General features: G+C 73.0%; 14 protein-coding genes. 10 read left to right on the forward strand and 4 right to left on the reverse strand.

Annotated features, from left to right (window positions below):
* Positions 1–30 precede the first annotated feature (30 nt).
* Entirely contained in the window at positions 31–1032 is a 1002-nt protein-coding gene (locus ACWC5C_RS24560) for an ABC transporter permease (RefSeq protein ID WP_450878556.1), read from the reverse strand.
* Between the two features lie 296 nt (positions 1033–1328).
* Between ACWC5C_RS24560 and ACWC5C_RS24565 the strand changes: the two genes are divergently transcribed.
* On the forward strand, positions 1329–2417 hold the full coding sequence (locus tag ACWC5C_RS24565; RefSeq protein ID WP_450878558.1) for a hypothetical protein: 1089 nt from the start codon (positions 1329–1331) through the stop codon (positions 2415–2417).
* 21 nt (positions 2418–2438) lie between these two features.
* Here ACWC5C_RS24565 and ACWC5C_RS24570 read toward each other — a convergent pair whose 3' ends face one another.
* Positions 2439–4604: an alpha/beta fold hydrolase gene (locus tag ACWC5C_RS24570; RefSeq protein WP_450878560.1), complete on the reverse strand. Its 2166-nt coding sequence runs from the start codon at positions 4602–4604 to the stop codon at positions 2439–2441.
* Positions 4605–4956: 352 nt separating this feature from the next.
* Here ACWC5C_RS24570 and ACWC5C_RS24575 point away from each other — a divergent pair, with 352 nt between their 5' ends.
* From ACWC5C_RS24575 to ACWC5C_RS24610, 8 genes are all read left to right on the forward strand, one after another.
* A complete protein-coding gene (locus ACWC5C_RS24575) occupies positions 4957–5151 on the forward strand; it encodes a hypothetical protein (protein ID WP_385445809.1) in 195 nt (64 codons plus the stop codon).
* 84 nt (positions 5152–5235) lie between these two features.
* On the forward strand, positions 5236–6120 hold the full coding sequence (gene mshB / locus ACWC5C_RS24580) for an N-acetyl-1-D-myo-inositol-2-amino-2-deoxy-alpha-D-glucopyranoside deacetylase (RefSeq protein ID WP_450878562.1): 885 nt from the start codon (positions 5236–5238) through the stop codon (positions 6118–6120).
* Positions 6117–6485 carry a DUF6113 family protein gene (locus ACWC5C_RS24585; RefSeq protein ID WP_385445811.1) on the forward strand — a complete coding sequence of 123 codons (369 nt, stop codon included), beginning with the start codon at positions 6117–6119 and terminating at the stop codon, positions 6483–6485. The genes mshB and ACWC5C_RS24585 overlap by 4 nt, the downstream gene beginning before the upstream one ends.
* A 208-nt stretch (positions 6486–6693) precedes the next feature.
* The gene (locus ACWC5C_RS24590) at positions 6694–8739 is read left to right on the forward strand and encodes a hypothetical protein (RefSeq protein ID WP_450878564.1); all 2046 of its coding nucleotides are present in this window, start codon (positions 6694–6696) and stop codon (positions 8737–8739) included.
* Positions 8740–8878: 139 nt separating this feature from the next.
* Positions 8879–9838, forward strand: coding sequence for an ABC transporter ATP-binding protein (locus ACWC5C_RS24595; protein WP_450878566.1), 960 nt, complete (start codon positions 8879–8881; stop codon positions 9836–9838).
* A gap of 2 nt (positions 9839–9840) precedes the next feature.
* Positions 9841–10584: an ABC transporter permease gene (locus ACWC5C_RS24600; RefSeq protein WP_385445845.1), complete on the forward strand. Its 744-nt coding sequence runs from the start codon at positions 9841–9843 to the stop codon at positions 10582–10584.
* On the forward strand, positions 10581–11789 hold the full coding sequence (locus tag ACWC5C_RS24605; protein ID WP_450878568.1) for a sensor histidine kinase: 1209 nt from the start codon (positions 10581–10583) through the stop codon (positions 11787–11789). Before ACWC5C_RS24600 ends, ACWC5C_RS24605 begins: the two co-directional genes overlap by 4 nt.
* Before the next feature lie 52 nt (positions 11790–11841).
* The gene (locus ACWC5C_RS24610) at positions 11842–12414 is read left to right on the forward strand and encodes a response regulator transcription factor (RefSeq protein ID WP_450878712.1); all 573 of its coding nucleotides are present in this window, start codon (positions 11842–11844) and stop codon (positions 12412–12414) included.
* Between the two features lie 33 nt (positions 12415–12447).
* On the opposite strand, the gene ACWC5C_RS24615 is transcribed toward ACWC5C_RS24610, so the two are convergent.
* Both ACWC5C_RS24615 and ACWC5C_RS24620 read right to left on the reverse strand, forming a co-directional pair.
* On the reverse strand, positions 12448–13272 hold the full coding sequence (locus ACWC5C_RS24615; protein ID WP_450878570.1) for a transglutaminase-like domain-containing protein: 825 nt from the start codon (positions 13270–13272) through the stop codon (positions 12448–12450).
* Positions 13269–14282 carry a GNAT family N-acetyltransferase gene (locus ACWC5C_RS24620; protein ID WP_450878572.1) on the reverse strand — a complete coding sequence of 338 codons (1014 nt, stop codon included), beginning with the start codon at positions 14280–14282 and terminating at the stop codon, positions 13269–13271. The genes ACWC5C_RS24615 and ACWC5C_RS24620 overlap by 4 nt, the downstream gene beginning before the upstream one ends.
* Positions 14283–14394: 112 nt before the next feature.
* On the opposite strand from ACWC5C_RS24620, the gene fdxA reads away from it, so the two are divergent.
* Positions 14395–14721: a ferredoxin gene (fdxA, locus tag ACWC5C_RS24625; RefSeq protein WP_385445817.1), complete on the forward strand. Its 327-nt coding sequence runs from the start codon at positions 14395–14397 to the stop codon at positions 14719–14721.
* Positions 14722–14841 lie beyond the last annotated feature (120 nt).

Raw genomic sequence — 14841 nt, forward strand, 5'->3', positions numbered from 1 at the left:
GGACCTGGTCGGACGGAAGGGTGGTGCTGGTCAACGCGTGGTCTTCGGGTCCATGGCGTCCCGGACCGAGTCCCCGAGCAGGTTGAAGGCGACGACGAAGATCACCATGGCGATGCCGGGGAAGAACATGTAGGTGATGTCGCCCTCGTAGAAGTTGGCGCCCTTGGCGAACATCCGGCCCCAGTCGGGCGTCGGCTCGACCACCCCGACGCCGAGGAACGACAGGGCCGCCTCCGTCGTCACGAAGGCGGGCAGCATCAGGGTGGACTGCACCAGGATCGGCGTGCCCAGATTGGGCAGCAGCTCCTTGCGGACGATCCGCCACGGCGAGGCCCCCGTCACCTTCGCGGCCTCGACGAACTCACGCTCCCGCAGCGACAGCACCTGACCGCGCAGCAGCCGGGCCAGCTGCATCCAGCCCAGCAGCCACAACACCGTGACCAGGGCCGTCACCCGGAAATAGGTGGGGGTCTCCTTCTGCGGGCTGACGAGCGCGGTGACCACCGGCATGAAGGCGACGAAGAACAGCTGCTGCGGGAAGGACAGCAGCAGATCGATCAGCCGCCCCAGGAAGTAGTCCGTGCGCCCGCCCAGATAGCCCGCGACGACGCCGATGATGATGCCGGTGAGCGTGGACAGCACCGTCGCGGCCAGCCCGATCAGCAGCGAGGTGCGGATGCCGTACACCAGCTGCGTCAGCACGTCCCGGCCGAGCTTGGGCTCGATGCCGAACCAGAACTCGCCGTCGATGCCGCCGTTGGGCTTCATCGGATAGCCGGTGAGCGGATCCAGCAGCTCGGGCCGGTCGAGGCCGTACGTCGTGTACGGATCCTTGCCGTACAGCGCGGAGATCACCGGGGCCAGCACGGCGACGGCGAAGAAGAACAGCACGACGAACGCGGAGATCACGCCCGTGCGGTCGCGCTTGAAGCGCCGCCACATCAGCTGGCGCGGCGATAAGCCGGTCGGCTGCCCGCCCTCCGGGGCCGGGGCGGTCTTCCCGGCCACGGTGAGCTGGGATGGACTCGTCATCGCGTACGCCCCCCATGGTGATCCGCCGCGTCACACAAACCGTCAACTCGGTGTATCTACCCGCGTCGTGGCAGGTTGAGCACGGCGGGTTGAGCGGACTTTCGCAACGCACGCGCAACCGGGTCAAGGGGCGGGCGGGTCACGATCCGCGCACGTCTTCGGCTTTCTTTGGGCTTCTTCGTCTCGCGACGGTTGCCCGGGGTGCGAGATGGGGGAAACCTACGGCTATGGGGCAGGGACGGATACTCACACGCGGAGCGCGTGTTTTCGGCGCACTCGTCTGCGCGGTACTCGGCATGATCTCGCTGGCGTGGATCGTGCGGGACCTGGACAAGGCGGACAAGGCGAGCCATCTGTGGTGGACATGGTCCGGAATGCCGTTCCGGGCCTCCGGGAGCCTCTTCGGCTCCTCCCTCTTCGATCTGGTCCTGCTCGTCCTGTGCGTCGCCGCCGGGATCGCCGCGCTGCGCTCACCGGCCGCCGCGCGCGCGCTCGGCACGGTCGCGGCCGTGACGCTGGTGCTGCGGCTGCCCAGCCTGTGGAACCTGAACGCGGACTGGATGCAGGGCATACCCGACGACCTCAAGACGCGCGCCAACCTGAGCGCATGGGCCGGGGTGGTGCTCGGGGCGCTGCTGCTGGCCACCGTCGCCACCGCCCGGCGGCCCGCCGACGCGTATCCCGGCGCGCCGGGCGCCCTGCCCGCCGACCAGCCGCCCGGGCGGCCGGGCCCGGGGGCCGCGGTGACGGGGGCGCTGCTGCTGGGGGCTGCGGGGGCCGTCCTCGGCGCCTGGCAGATCTACTGGGCGGAGAAGGCGGACTGGGACATCTACAAGTACCAGCTGACCGGCAAGCACACCCTGGTCACGCTGCTTTCGCCGCCCGCCGCGTGGGAGGTCTGGGCCCTGGTCGCGCTCTGTCTGGCGGCCGCTGTGGCCGCGCTGGGCCGGGCGCCGCTGGCGCGGCCGCTGGGGATGGTGGCCGCGGCGCTGGTGCTGGCGGGCGGGGTGAGCGAGATCTCGCTCTACAGCAAGATGGAGTACATCGAGCACCTCGATGATCTGCCGACGGTCGGCGTGCTGTCGGTGCTGACCGCGTTCTTCGAGCTGGTCGTGGGGCTGGTGGTGCTGCTCGCGCTGGCCCGGCGCGGCGAGCCGGGTATCGCGGCCCCGGCGTACGGGGTGGGTGCGTACGGCCCCGGGGGGTATGGCTCGGGTGCGTACGGCTCGGGGACGTACGACGGCTACGGCGGGGCCGGTGGCGCCGGTTACGCACCGCCGCCCGCCGCTCCGCCGGGCTACGCACCGCCGCCGCCGAGCGCCCCGCCCACGGCCGGTCCGCCCACCGCGCCGCCGCCTCCGCCGTCCCCGCCGCCGGGCTGGTGAGCCCGGCGCCGGGCCGGTGCGTCAGCTCAGCCCGAGCGACCGCTTCAGGAAGTCGACCTGGAGCAGGAGCAGGTTCTCGGCCACCTGCTCCTGCGGGGTCATATGCGTCACCCCGGACAGCGGCAGCACCTCATGGGGGCGGCCCGCGGCCAGCAGGGCCGAGGAGAGCCGCAGCGAGTGGGCGACGACCACGTTGTCGTCCGCCAGCCCGTGGATGATCATCATCGGCCGGGCCGGGCCCTCCGCCACGCCGGACAGCCCCTCGTCCGTCACCAGCGAGTTCGCCGCGTACACGGCGGGCTGCTCGTCGGGATGGCCCAGATAGCGCTCGGTGTAGTGGGTGTCGTACAGCCGCCAGTCGATGACCGGCGCGCCCACCACCGCCGCGTGGAAGACGTCGGGGCGGCGCAGCGCGGCGAGAGCGGCGAGGTAGCCGCCGTAGGACCAGCCGCGGATGGCGACCCGGCCGAGGTCCAGCGGATAGCGCCCGGCGAGCGCGGTCAGCGCCTCGACCTGGTCCTCCAGGGTGATGGCGGCGAGGTCGTCGCGGACGGCCTTCTCCCAGGCGGGGGAGCGGCCGGGGGCGCCGCGCCCGTCGGCGACGATCACCGCGAAGCCCTGGTCGGCGAACCACTGTGAGGTGACGTACGCGTTGTGGGCGGCGACCACGCGCTGGCCGTGTGGTCCGCCGTACGGGTCCATCAGCACCGGCAGCGGCCCGTCGCCCTCGTCGTACCCGGTCGGCAGGAGCACCGCGCACGGGATGTCGTTCTTGCCCGCGAAGGTGAGCTGCGGGCGCGCGGTGATGACGGGCGTCTCGGCGTACGAGGCGATCTCGGCGACCGTCTCCGTGGCGCCGTGGTCGGCGGCCCGCAGCAGCTCCGCCCGGGCGCCGGGACGGTCCGTACCGGCGTAGGCGAGCGCGATGAGCCGGTCGCCGCGCACGGCGGAGTGCACGGCGGGGAACGGCCGCTTGCCGACCGGCTCCCAGCCGCCCTGGTCGCCGCTGCCACGGAACCAGGCGCGGTAGACGTCGATCTCACCGGGCTGCTCGGGCAGCGCGGCCTCGGCGCCGGGCGAGGCGGAGAACAGCACGTCGTCCTCGCCGACCGAGAGGACCGCGCGCACCTGGAGGGCGCCGGAGGTGAGCTTGCGGTCGCCGACCATCAGGGCCCGGGCGCCGCCCTCGTCCGCGATCCGGACGAGCCGCCCGTCGGGGGTCCAGACGGGCACGCCGGGGAAAAGATCCAGCCATACCGCGTCCTCGTCGACGTGCACGGTGCGGGTCCGTCCGGTCGCCGGGTCCACGGCCAGATAGAGCTGACTGCGCTGGTCCCGGGCCTGGACGAGGAGCAGCGGCGGACCGTAGGCCGACCAGTGCACCCGGGCGAGGTAGGGGTAGCGCTGCCGGTCCCACTCGATCTCCGTACGGGAGCCGTCCAGGCCCAGCAGGACGAGCCGCACCTCGGCGTCGGCGGTCCCGGCGGCCGGGTAGGCGACCTCGGTGGGCGCCTGGCCGGGGTGCGCGGGGTCGGCGATCCACCAGCGGCGTACGGGGGCGTCGTCGGCCCGGGCGACCAGCAGGGCGTCGCTGTCCGGGGACCACCAGAAGCCACGGGTGCGGTCCATCTCCTCGGCCGCGATGAACTCGGCGAGACCGTAGGTGACGGTGTCAGCCTCCGGCTCGGCGAGCGCCCGGTCGCCGTCGCCCTCTGTGCCCGTGACGCGCAGCGCGCCGCCCGTCACGTAGGCGACATGGCGGCCGTCGGGGGAGGGGCGCGGGTCCACGACGGGACCCGGAACGGGCAGTTCACGGGCCTCGCCGCCGATCAGATCGGAGACGAACAGCCGCCCGGAGAGGGCGAAGGCCGCCGTCTCCACCGCCTGGTCCACCGCGTAGCCGACCACCCCGGCCGACCCCTCGCGGCTGCGCTCACGGCGCGCCCGCTCCTCGGCGGACAGTTCCTCGTCCGCGCCGCCGAGCAGGGCCACCGGATCGGCGGCCGGGTACTCCCGCCGCCCGGCGACGTCGTACACCCACAGCAGGCCCGCCCGGTCGGTGCCGCCACGGGACCGCAGGAAGACCACGCGGGAGTCGTCGGGGGCCACGGTGAAGGCCCGCGGCGCTCCGAGCGTGAAGCGCTGGGTGCGGGCGTGCTGCCGAGGGAAGGAGAGCTGTCCGGTCATAGGGCGAGCGTACGGGTCCTGAAGATCACGAGGGGCGTACTGGCCGGTACACGCGTCGGGGGCGCGGACCATGGAGGAAGGGCGGTCGGAGTGCCCCTTGCCAGGGGCACGGTCCGGCCGTCCTGCGGCCAGAACAAGCCAGCTTCTCAGTCGGTGAGATGGCGGATAACCAGCGGGAAGTCCCCCTGGCCAAGCGGCACTTCGTGCGATCAGGCATGCGCCCCTGTCATGCTCCCGTGCACCGACTCGTGCGCACGCGCCGATAGTTATGATCGATTGCGCATAGTGGGTAGGCCCCGTGTGGCATCAATATGTTGTCTGTCCGAGCGCGTGTTCCTGGAGGTGAGTCGCTGTGGCGCTCTCGATCTCGTTGGCTGTTCTGCTGCTGATCATCGTCGTCATGCTCGTCAATAAGGCCGGGCTGAAAACCGCGCACGCGCTCGTCTGTGTGCTGCTCGGCTTCTACCTCGCCAGTTCGTCGGTCGCCCCGACGATCGACGACCTCACCACCAACGTGGCGAACATGATCGGCGACGTGAAGCTGTGAGCCGCTGACAGCGCACGGACGACGGCCCAGGGGGCCCGGGCCCGCGGTCCGCGGGCACCGGTGGGCGAATCGTAGGCTGTGCTCATGACCGTTCTTCCCGCCCGTCGTCTGCTCCTGGTGCACGCGCATCCGGATGACGAGTCGATCAACAACGGCGCGACCATGGCCAAGTACGCGGCCGAGGGTGCCCACGTCACCCTGGTGACCTGCACCCTCGGTGAAGAAGGCGAGGTCATTCCGGCAGCCCTGGCCCACCTCGCCGCCGACCGCGACGACACCCTCGGCACCCACCGGATCGGTGAACTCGCCGAGGCCATGGAGGCGTTGGGCGTCCGGGACCACCGCTTCCTGGGCGGTCCGGGCAGATACCGCGACTCGGGCATGATGGGCGCCCCGCAGAACGACCGCCCCGACTGCTTCTGGCAGGCCGACCCGGACGAGGCGGCCTCCCACCTGGTGGCCGTGATCCGCGAGATCCGGCCGCAGGTCCTGGTGGCGTACGACACCAACGGGGGGTACGGGCACCCCGACCACATCCAGGCGCACCGCGTCGCCATGCGCGCCGCGGAGCTGGCCGCCGAGCCGGTCTACCGCCCTGACCTGGGCGATCCGCACGCGATCGCGAAGGTCTACTGGAACTGCGTGCCGCGCTCGGCCCTCGACGAGGGCTTCGCCAGGCTGCGGGCGGCGGGCGAGGAGGCCCCCTTCCCCGGCGTCGCCACCGCCGAGGACGTACCGGGCGTGGTGGACGACGCGGAGGTCTCGGCGGTGATCGACGGCGCCGCGTACGCCGACGCCAAGACGGCCGCGATGCGCGCCCACGCCACCCAGATCGCGGTCGACGCGCCCTTCTTCGCGCTCTCCAACGACCTGGGCCAGCCGCTGTTCGTCCACGAGCACTACCTGCTGGCCAAGGGCGAGCCGGCGGCGGAGCGCGAGGACGACCTGTTCGCGGGGGTGACGGCATGACGGCCGCCCGGCTCGCGGGATACGCGGCTCTCGCCGCCCTCGGAGCGCTGACCGGCATCGCGGGCGCGGTGGTCCAAGGGCTCTGGTTCCCCGGCGGGTTGCTGCTCGCGCTGCTCGGCGTCGCGGCCGTCTGCTACGGCGGCGTCAAGGCGACCGACCGGCGGCTGGGCGGCGGACTGCCCGCCGGGGCGTGGACGCTGGTGGTCCTGCTGCTCACCAGCGCCCGTCCGGAAGGGGACTTCCTCTTCGGCGCGGGCGCGGGGTCGTACGTATTCCTGCTGGGCGGCATGTTCCTCGGTGTGATGTGTGCCACCCTGCCGGTGGTGTCGCAACCGGGCCTCCTGGCAGCCCGACTTGGTAAGTGACGTGACGTTTACGGCGTGACGTCCCCGGGACCCGGCGCGATGTTCCCGGGGCCTCGTACGTTCCTCCGCCAGCGCACTAGGGATCCACCCGGTGCGCACTTGGGGCGGCCGTCAAGTACGCGACCGCGGCGCCCAGTATGGTGGTGCGCGCCGCCGAGCCGCCCGCGCGAGGTCTGACGGGCGGCGGAGCTAACTGGGAGAACCTGCTTTGAGCCGTGAATCTGACAGTTCGTCCTCCGGGGCCCGGGGGGGTAGCGGCGGTGCCGCCTATCCGTCGGGCACCCCGCCGTACGGATCCCGCCTGACCCCGTCGCCGGAGGCCCTTCAGGGCGGCGTCGGTGACGGTGAGGCGCATACCGCGGCCAAGCCGGAGGATCCGAAGACCGAAACCACTCTGACGACCCGCATCCGGATCAACATCCCGGGTTCGCGGCCCATTCCGCCGGTCGTCATGCGCAAGACCGTCGACGGGGAGAGCGTGCCCGCTCCCCGCTCCGGTGAGGACGACGCGGAGGACACCGGGGCCACGCCCCGGCCCGAGGCCGTCCGCTCCCCGGAGCTGGGCGCGGCGGCCGCCGAGGGCCGCGCGGACGCCAAGGACCGCGAGACCCGCGAGAAGACCGGCAAGGGCGGCAAGGGCGACGGCGAGAAGACCAGCGACTGGTTCGCGCCGCCGCGCCGCCCCAAGGGCTCCTCGACCACCCAGAGCACCCCGCTGCCCCCGGCACCGGAGACCACCCAGCAGTTCCCCGCGCCGACCCTGGGCGGCGGAACGCAGGCCGATCTGCCGTACTTCACGGACTCCCCGGGCCCCGGCGGCCACCCCGGGGCGCCGGAGCCCAGCGGCCCGACGACCGGCCCGGTCACCGGCGAGATGCGGATGCCGGGCGCCCCGGCGCGGGACGAGGACCTGCTGGCCCCGCCAGGGCCCGGCACGCCGACCGGCCCGGGGCTGTCCGACAGCTCGGGCGTCGGCCCGCTGAACGGCGCGGCCGGGCAGCCCCCGACCCCGCCCGGCGGTTCGCCGCTGACCGGCAGCCTGGGCGCCACCACGGGCGCGAGCCCGACCGTGCAGCCCGGCCCGGCCGGTCCGCTCGGCGGCGCCGACGCCTCGCGGTCGCTCTTCCGCGACCCCGAGTTCACCTCGCCCAGCGGGCCGGACCAGGTCTCCAGCGACACCCTGGTCAGCGGGGTGCCGGTGGTCCCGCCCACCGACGCCGCGTCCGCCCTGCCCACCGGGGACAGCGCCCCGCCGAGCAGCCCGGCGCCGAAGGCGCCCGCGGCCGGTAAGGGCAAGCCGAAGAAGAAGGGCCGCTCCAAGCTGGTCATGCTGGGCGCCCTGGTGGTGGCCGCGGCCGGGATCACGTACGTGGCGGGCCTGGTGATGAACCACGCGGACGTGCCCAACGGCACCACCGTCCTCGGCGTCGACATCGGCGGCTCCTCCAAGCAGGTGGCCACCGACAAGCTGGACACCGCGCTCGGCGGCCGCATCAACGCCCCGCTGAAGGTGACCGTCGACGGCGATCAGAAGGAGATCAAGCCGTCCGTCGCGGGCCTGGTCCTGGACACCGAGACCACCGTGCGGGAGGTCGCGGGCCGCGACTACAACCCGATGACGGTCATCGGCTCGCTCTTCGGCAGCACCCACGAGGTCGAGCCCTCCGTGACGGTCGACGAGGAGAAGCTCCGGGACGCGCTCGGGCGGCTCGCGGGCGACTCGGGCACGGCGCGCGAGGGCACGATCACCTTCAAGCCCGGCAAGGCCACCCCCGTCTACGGCCGGGAGGGCCAGGGCCTGGACATCGACGAGGCGGTCAGCTCCGTCTCCGAGGCGTACCGGGAGCGGGCCGAGACCGGCAAGGACAAGCCGGTCGACCTGCCGGTCGTCGCCAAGCGGCCGACGGTCAGCAAGGCCGAGGTGAACGCGAAGCTGAAGTCCTTCGCCGAGCCCGCGATGTCCGGCCTGATCACGGTCAAGACGGATGACGCGCACACCATCCAGTTCGGCCCGGACCGCTCGCTGCCGCAGATCCTCTCGATGCGCCCGATCGACGGCAAGCTCCAGCCGCACTTCGATCTCGCCGCGATCAAGAGGCTGTACGGCCAGACCTTCGACGGGGTGCAGATCGAGCGCGCCGACGGCACCAAGAAGGCCGTCACCCCGCAGGAGGTGGCCATCGCCATGCGGACCGCGCTGCTGGGCAAGACGCCCGCCGAGCGGATCGCGGTCATCGAGACCTCGCCCAACTAGGGGGTCCGCACCGGCCCCGCACGGCCCCCGCCCGGCGTCCCGGGCGGGGGCCGTGGCGCGTATCCATGACATCTGTCATCCCCAGCTCGCGACCATCGACACTGCCGCCGACCGGTCCCGCTCGGTCAGGCTTGGGGCCATGACAGCGACCACCGCACCCTCCGCCACCGGCGTCCGGGCCCGCACCGCGGCCACCCCGCCGGTGGTCAGCTTCACCGGCGTCAGCAAGAGCTACGGCACCGTGCGCGCCGTGGCCGACCTCGACCTCCACCTCCACCCCGGCGAGACCGTCGCCCTGCTGGGACCCAACGGCGCGGGCAAGTCCTCCACCCTCGATCTGCTGCTCGGCCTGCGCACCCCCGACAGCGGCCGCATCGAGGTCTTCGGCACCACCCCGCAGCAGGCCATCGCCCGTGGCCGCATCGGCGCGATGCTGCAGAGCGGCTGCCTCATGCAGGAGGTGACGGTCCGCGAACTGGTGCGGCTCGCCTGCGACCTGCACCCCCACGGCCACCCGGTCGACGAGGTCCTGGAGCGGGCGGGCATCGCCGGGATCGCCGACCGCAAGGTGAACAAGCTCTCCGGCGGCCAGGAGCAGCGGGTGCGCTTCGCGTTCGCCACCGCGGGCGCCTCCGACCTGATCGTGCTGGACGAGCCGACGACCGGCATGGACGTCTCGTCCCGGCAGACCTTCTGGGGCACGATGCGCGACCAGGCCCGGCAGGGCCGCACCATCCTGTTCGCCACCCATTACCTCGAAGAGGCCGACGAGGTCGCCGACCGGGTGATCGTGCTGCACCGGGGCCGGGTGCTCGCGGACGGCTCGTCCGCCGAGATCAAGGCGATGGCCGGGGTCCGCCGGATCTCCTTCACCCTGGACGGCCCGCCCGACGAGGCCGCGCTGCGCGCCCTGCCCGCCCTGACCGGCCTCGACGTATCGGGCCGTACGGTACGGATGCGGTCCACCGACGCCGACGCGACCGTGCACGCGGTCTACCGGCTCGGGCTCTACCCGCGCGGCCTGGAGGTCGCCGGGCTCGGCCTGGAGCAGGCGTTCCTCGCCATCACCGACGCCGCCACGACGCCCGAGGAGGCGTGACCATGACGACCCTGGCCAAGCTGGAGATCGTACGCGCCCTGCGCAACCGCAAGTTCATGTTCTTCACGGTCATCTACCCGTCCGTGCTCTTCCTGATGATCGCGGGCAGCTCGGGGAAGTCCGACATCATCCCCGGCACCGGGCTGTCGATGCCGCTCTACTACATGGTCGCGATGGCCTCCTTCGGCGCGCTGACCGCCGTCCTCATGGGCAACAGCGAGCAGATCGCCAAGGAGCGCGAGGGCGGCTGGGTGCGTCAGCTGCGGCTGACCTCGCTGCCCGGACGCGGCTATGTGGTGGCCAAGATCGCCTCGGCGGCGGTCACCACCCTGCCGTCCATCGTGATCGTCTTCATCGTGGCCGCCACCGCCAAGGGCGTGCGGCTGGGCGCGGCGTGGGAGTGGTTCGCGCTGACCGGCGCGATCTGGGCGGGCTCGCTCGTCTTCGCCGCCCTGGGCGTCGCCATCGGCTACCTCGCCACCGGAGACGCGGTCCGCCCCCTGACGATGATCATCTACTTCGGTCTGTCGATCCTCGGCGGCCTGTGGATGCCCACCACCGCCTACCCGCGGTGGCTCCAGAACATCGGCGACTGGCTGCCCACCCACGCCTACGCCGCGCTCGGCCAGGCCATCGAGCTGGGCAACGCCCCGCACGCCAGGGACGTGGCCCTGCTCGCCGCCTATCTGGTCCTCTTCGCGGGCGCCGCAGCCTGGCTCTACCGCAAGGACACCCGCACAGCATGACCCGGCCGACCTGGTGGCGCGACGCGGCGGCCTACGACGAGGAGGCGGACACTCCGGCCATCGGCCAGAGCCCCGACAACCGGCGGCAGGCCCTGATCAAGCTGCTGTGGATCGGGATCTGGATGGCCTACATGGGCGCGCCGGTGAGCGACCTCGCGGACGGCCACCACACCGCCCCCGCCACCGTGTTCGGCGCGCTCGGCCTGCTGGTCTTCGTCAGCGTCTATCTGGTGCTGGTCTTCCGGCACACCGGACGCGCCCTGACCCGGGGCGCCGTCCAGTGGGCGCTGGTCACGATCTGCGTCCTCGCCGCCGTCCTCACGATCACCCTGGGCGACGCCTGGCTGGTGCTCGCCGTCTACGTCTCCGTCGCCTTCGGCGCGGTCCTGCCGACCCGGCTCGCCCGCTGGGCGATCCCGCTGAACACCGTCGCCATGGTGGGCGCCGGGCTGCTGGTGCGCGGCTCACACGACCTGATGTCCGCCCTCGTCATCCCCTCCCTCCTCGGCGGCTTCGCGATGAGCGCGGTGCGCCAGATGGTCCGTACGACCCGGGCGCTGCGCGAGGCCCGCGCCACCGTCGCCCAGCTCGCCGCCAACGAGGAGCGGCTGCGGCTCGCCCGCGACCTGCACGACCTGCTGGGCCACTCGCTCTCGCTGATCACGCTCAAGAGCGAGCTGGCGGGCCGGATGCTGCCCGGCAAGCCCGAACAGGCCGCGCAGCAGGTCGCCGACATCGAACGGGTCAGCCGCCAGGCCCTGGTCGACGTACGGGAGGCGGTGAGCGGCTTCCGCCGCCCCACCCTGGAGGCCGAGCTGGCCGGGGCCCGTACCGCGCTCGCCGCCGCGGGCATCACCGCCGACCTGCACCGGGCGGGCGTCCACCACCCGGACCTCCCGCCCGACCAGGAGGGCGCGCTGGCCTGGGCGCTGCGCGAGGCCGTCACCAACGTGGTGCGGCACAGCGGGGCCCGCCGCTGCACGGTGACCCTCACCGAGGTGGGCGACGACCTGTGCCTGACCGTCACCGACGACGGCCGCGGCACCACCGGCCCGCACGGCAACGGGCTGACCGGCCTGGCCGAACGGCTCCAGCTCGCCGACGGCCGCCTGGAGACCGCCCCGGGCGCCCCGCACGGCTTCACCCTCCGCGCCCTGGCCCCCCTCTCCCGCACCACCCCCGCCGAGCCTGCCTCCGGGCGCTGACGCCGGATACGCTGCCCGGGTGATCCGGGTACTGCTGGCCGAAGACCAGTCCATGGTGCGGGAGGCGCTGGCCGCGCTGCTCGGGCTGGAGGACGAGATCGAGGTCGTCGCCCAGGTGGCCCGTGGCGACGAGGTCGTCGACGCGGCCCGCGCCCACCGGCCCGACGTCGCGCTGCTGGACATCGAGATGCCGGGCGCGAGCGGCATCGAGGCGGCCGCCGCGCTGCACCGGGCCCTCCCGGGCGTGCGGATCGTGATCCTGACGACCTTCGGCCGCCCCGGCTATCTGCGCCGGGCCATGGAGTCCGGCGCCGACGCGTTCCTGGTCAAGGACGCCCCCGCCGCCCAGCTCGCCGACGCGATACGGCGCGTACTGCGCGGCGAGCGGGTCATCGACCCGACCCTGGCCGCGGCGGCTCTGGTGGACGGGGCCAGCCCGCTGACCGAGCGGGAACGCGAGGTGCTGGGCGCCTCAGCCGACGGCTCGACCAACGCCGAGCTGGCCCGGGCGCTGAACCTGTCGCAGGGCACCGTCCGCAACTACCTCTCCACGGCCATCCAGAAGACCGCCGCCCGCAACCGGGCCGAGGCGGTCCGCATCGCCCGCGACAAGGGCTGGCTGTAAGGGGCTTCACCGGGGCTTCACCTGAGAAGGGGCTCAGTTGAGCCGGGCGCGGGCCGCGTGCGCCTGGCGCCGTACCGCCTCCGCCGCCTCCGGCTCCATCACGCCCACCACCTCCGCGTACTCCTCCAGCTCCCGCGCCCCGGTGAGGAAGTCCCCGCGCTCGACCAGCAGCCGCGCCCGCTCGTAGCGCAGCCGGGCGGGGTGGCTGGGCAGCAGCAGCGCCAGCTCGACCGCCCACAGCTGGACATCGGTGCGCTCGGGGCGGGCGGCCGCCCACGCGCGGACGTTGTTGAGGATGCGCAGCATGATGTCCAGCGGATCGGCCGGACCCAGCACCGACGGCTCCGGCGGCGCGCCGGTCACCCCCGACACCAGCAGCGCCGCGTCCTCGCCGGACAGCTTCCGGCCGCCGTCGAACGGGTCGGCCAGCACATGGTCCCCGTACGGATCGCCGAAGCCGACCACGAAGTGGCCCGGCAGCGCGACCCCGTACACCGGGGCGCCCGCGCGCCGCGCGACCTCCATCCACACCAGCGACAGCAGGATCGGCAAGCCTCGGCGGCGCCGCAGCACCTGATGCAGCAGCGAGGAGTCCAGCCGCCGGTAGTCGGCCGGGGCGCCCCGGAAGCCGTACCGCTCGCCGAGCACCCGGGCCAGCGCGTCGGCCCAGGCGGCGGGCGTGCCGGGGGAGAACGGCACCTCACCGGCCAGCCGGTCGAGTTCGATCTGCGCCTCGTCGAGCCCGGCCTCGTCCAGCGCGTCGTCGGCCTCCATGCCCATCAGCAGACACAGCAGGGCCAGGTCGGGGCGCTCCTCGCGGGCCGCGTCGGCGAATCTGCGGCGCGGTGTCTCGGTCATGCGCTGTCGGCGCCGGGCGCGCGCCAGTGGTGGTAGGTGTGGTGGAGGGTGAACCCCAGGCCGTCGTAGAAGGCGTGGGCGGCGGTGTTGTCCGTCTCGACCTGGAGGTACGCGGCCGAGGCGCCGTCGTCCAGCGCCGTGCGGGCCAGCGCGGTCATCACGGCCCGGGCCAGGCCCTCCCGGCGCCGCTCCGGGGCGGTCTCCACCGCCGCGAACCCGGCCCAGCGGCCGTCCACCACACAGCGCCCGATGGCGGCCGGGGGCTCTCCCGCAGGGCCGCCTATCGTCGCGAACCACACCGACGGGCCGCCGGAGAGCACCGCCAGCGCCTCGGGGGAGGGCCGCCCGGCGCGCTGATAGCGGGCCAGCCAGGCGTCGCCGATCTCCCGGGAGACCGTCACGGCCGAGATGTCGGCGTCCTGGTCGGCGATCGGGGCCAGCGCCGCGATGCGCATCTGCGCGGAGACCTCCCGGGTCCAGCCGCGCGTCTCCAGCTCCGCCGCCAGCACCTCGTTGGTGCCCTCGGCGCCCGTGCTGACCTGGACGTACGCGGGCAGCCCACGCTCGGCGTACCAGTCGGTCACCCGGCGCAGGGCCTCGTCCAGACCGCAGCCCGGGTCGCCGAGCGGCAGGACGGAGTTGGCGCGGCGGGTGAACCCGCCGGAGGCGCGCAGCTCCCACTCGCCCAGCCGCTCGCTGGTCACCGGTGGCCAGCCCCGGGCGGCGACCCGGGCCAGCTCGCGGGCGTTCGCCGCCGGGCCCCGGCGGCGGGCCGGTGCGGCGGGCACGACCTTGCCCGCGACCAGCGACGACTCCTCGATTCTGATGGACTCACCAGTCCGGCGGGTGATGTGCAGCACACCCTCCGTCCAGGATGTGAGAACCCCCACCACGTCGGTGAACTTCCCGGGGCCGTGTCGGTCGCCGGTCAGCAGCCTCACGGACACTCGTTTGCGCACGTCACCGGGGGTGATGCGCACCTCTAGCCGTCCGCCGGTGGTGAAATCCACTGCTCTGCCAACCCCTCATGTGCGTCTGGTGCCCCGGAACGGAGATACTAGGTGCGGGCATCGACGACGCCGCGCTCCCGCGCGATACAGCCCTAAGAGGAGGAACGACAGCGTGACCTACGTCATCGCGCAGCCTTGTGTCGACCTGAAGGACAAGGCGTGCATCGAGGAGTGCCCCGTCGACTGTATCTACGAGGGCCAGCGGTCCTTGTACATCCACCCGGACGAATGCGTCGACTGTGGGGCCTGTGAGCCGGTGTGCCCGGTTGAGGCGATCTTCTACGAGGACGACACTCCGGAGGAGTGGAAGGACTACTACAAGGCGAACGTCGAGTTCTTCGACGAGCTGGGTTCGCCCGGCGGTGCGAGCAAGCTCGGTCTGATCGAGCGTGACCACCCGTTCATCGCCGCGCTTCCGCCGCAGGAGAACGACGAGTGACCCTGCCCGGGACATGAGACCCGGCGCGGCCTTCGGTCCCGTATGGCATTGGCCTGCGGGACCGGGCTGTTCCCGGTCTTCCACCGGGATTCCCGGGGCGCGGCGGGACACCTGCGAGCC

It is taken from the genome of Streptomyces sp. NPDC001700, assembly GCF_053596435.1.

Excerpts from the sequence above, each read along its gene's own strand:
- ACWC5C_RS24560 (WP_450878556.1), bottom strand. The coding sequence starts at position 1,032 with ATGACGAGTCCATCCCAGCTCACCGTGGCCGGGAAGACCGCCCCGGCC.
- ACWC5C_RS24565 (WP_450878558.1), top strand. The coding sequence starts at position 1,329 with ATGATCTCGCTGGCGTGGATCGTGCGGGACCTGGACAAGGCGGACAAG.
- ACWC5C_RS24570 (WP_450878560.1), bottom strand. The coding sequence starts at position 4,604 with ATGACCGGACAGCTCTCCTTCCCTCGGCAGCACGCCCGCACCCAGCGC.
- mshB (WP_450878562.1), top strand. The coding sequence starts at position 5,236 with ATGACCGTTCTTCCCGCCCGTCGTCTGCTCCTGGTGCACGCGCATCCG.
- ACWC5C_RS24585 (WP_385445811.1), top strand. The coding sequence starts at position 6,117 with ATGACGGCCGCCCGGCTCGCGGGATACGCGGCTCTCGCCGCCCTCGGA.
- ACWC5C_RS24595 (WP_450878566.1), top strand. The coding sequence starts at position 8,879 with ATGACAGCGACCACCGCACCCTCCGCCACCGGCGTCCGGGCCCGCACC.
- ACWC5C_RS24600 (WP_385445845.1), top strand. The coding sequence starts at position 9,841 with ATGACGACCCTGGCCAAGCTGGAGATCGTACGCGCCCTGCGCAACCGC.
- ACWC5C_RS24605 (WP_450878568.1), top strand. The coding sequence starts at position 10,581 with ATGACCCGGCCGACCTGGTGGCGCGACGCGGCGGCCTACGACGAGGAG.
- ACWC5C_RS24610 (WP_450878712.1), top strand. The coding sequence starts at position 11,842 with ATGGTGCGGGAGGCGCTGGCCGCGCTGCTCGGGCTGGAGGACGAGATC.
- ACWC5C_RS24615 (WP_450878570.1), bottom strand. The coding sequence starts at position 13,272 with ATGACCGAGACACCGCGCCGCAGATTCGCCGACGCGGCCCGCGAGGAG.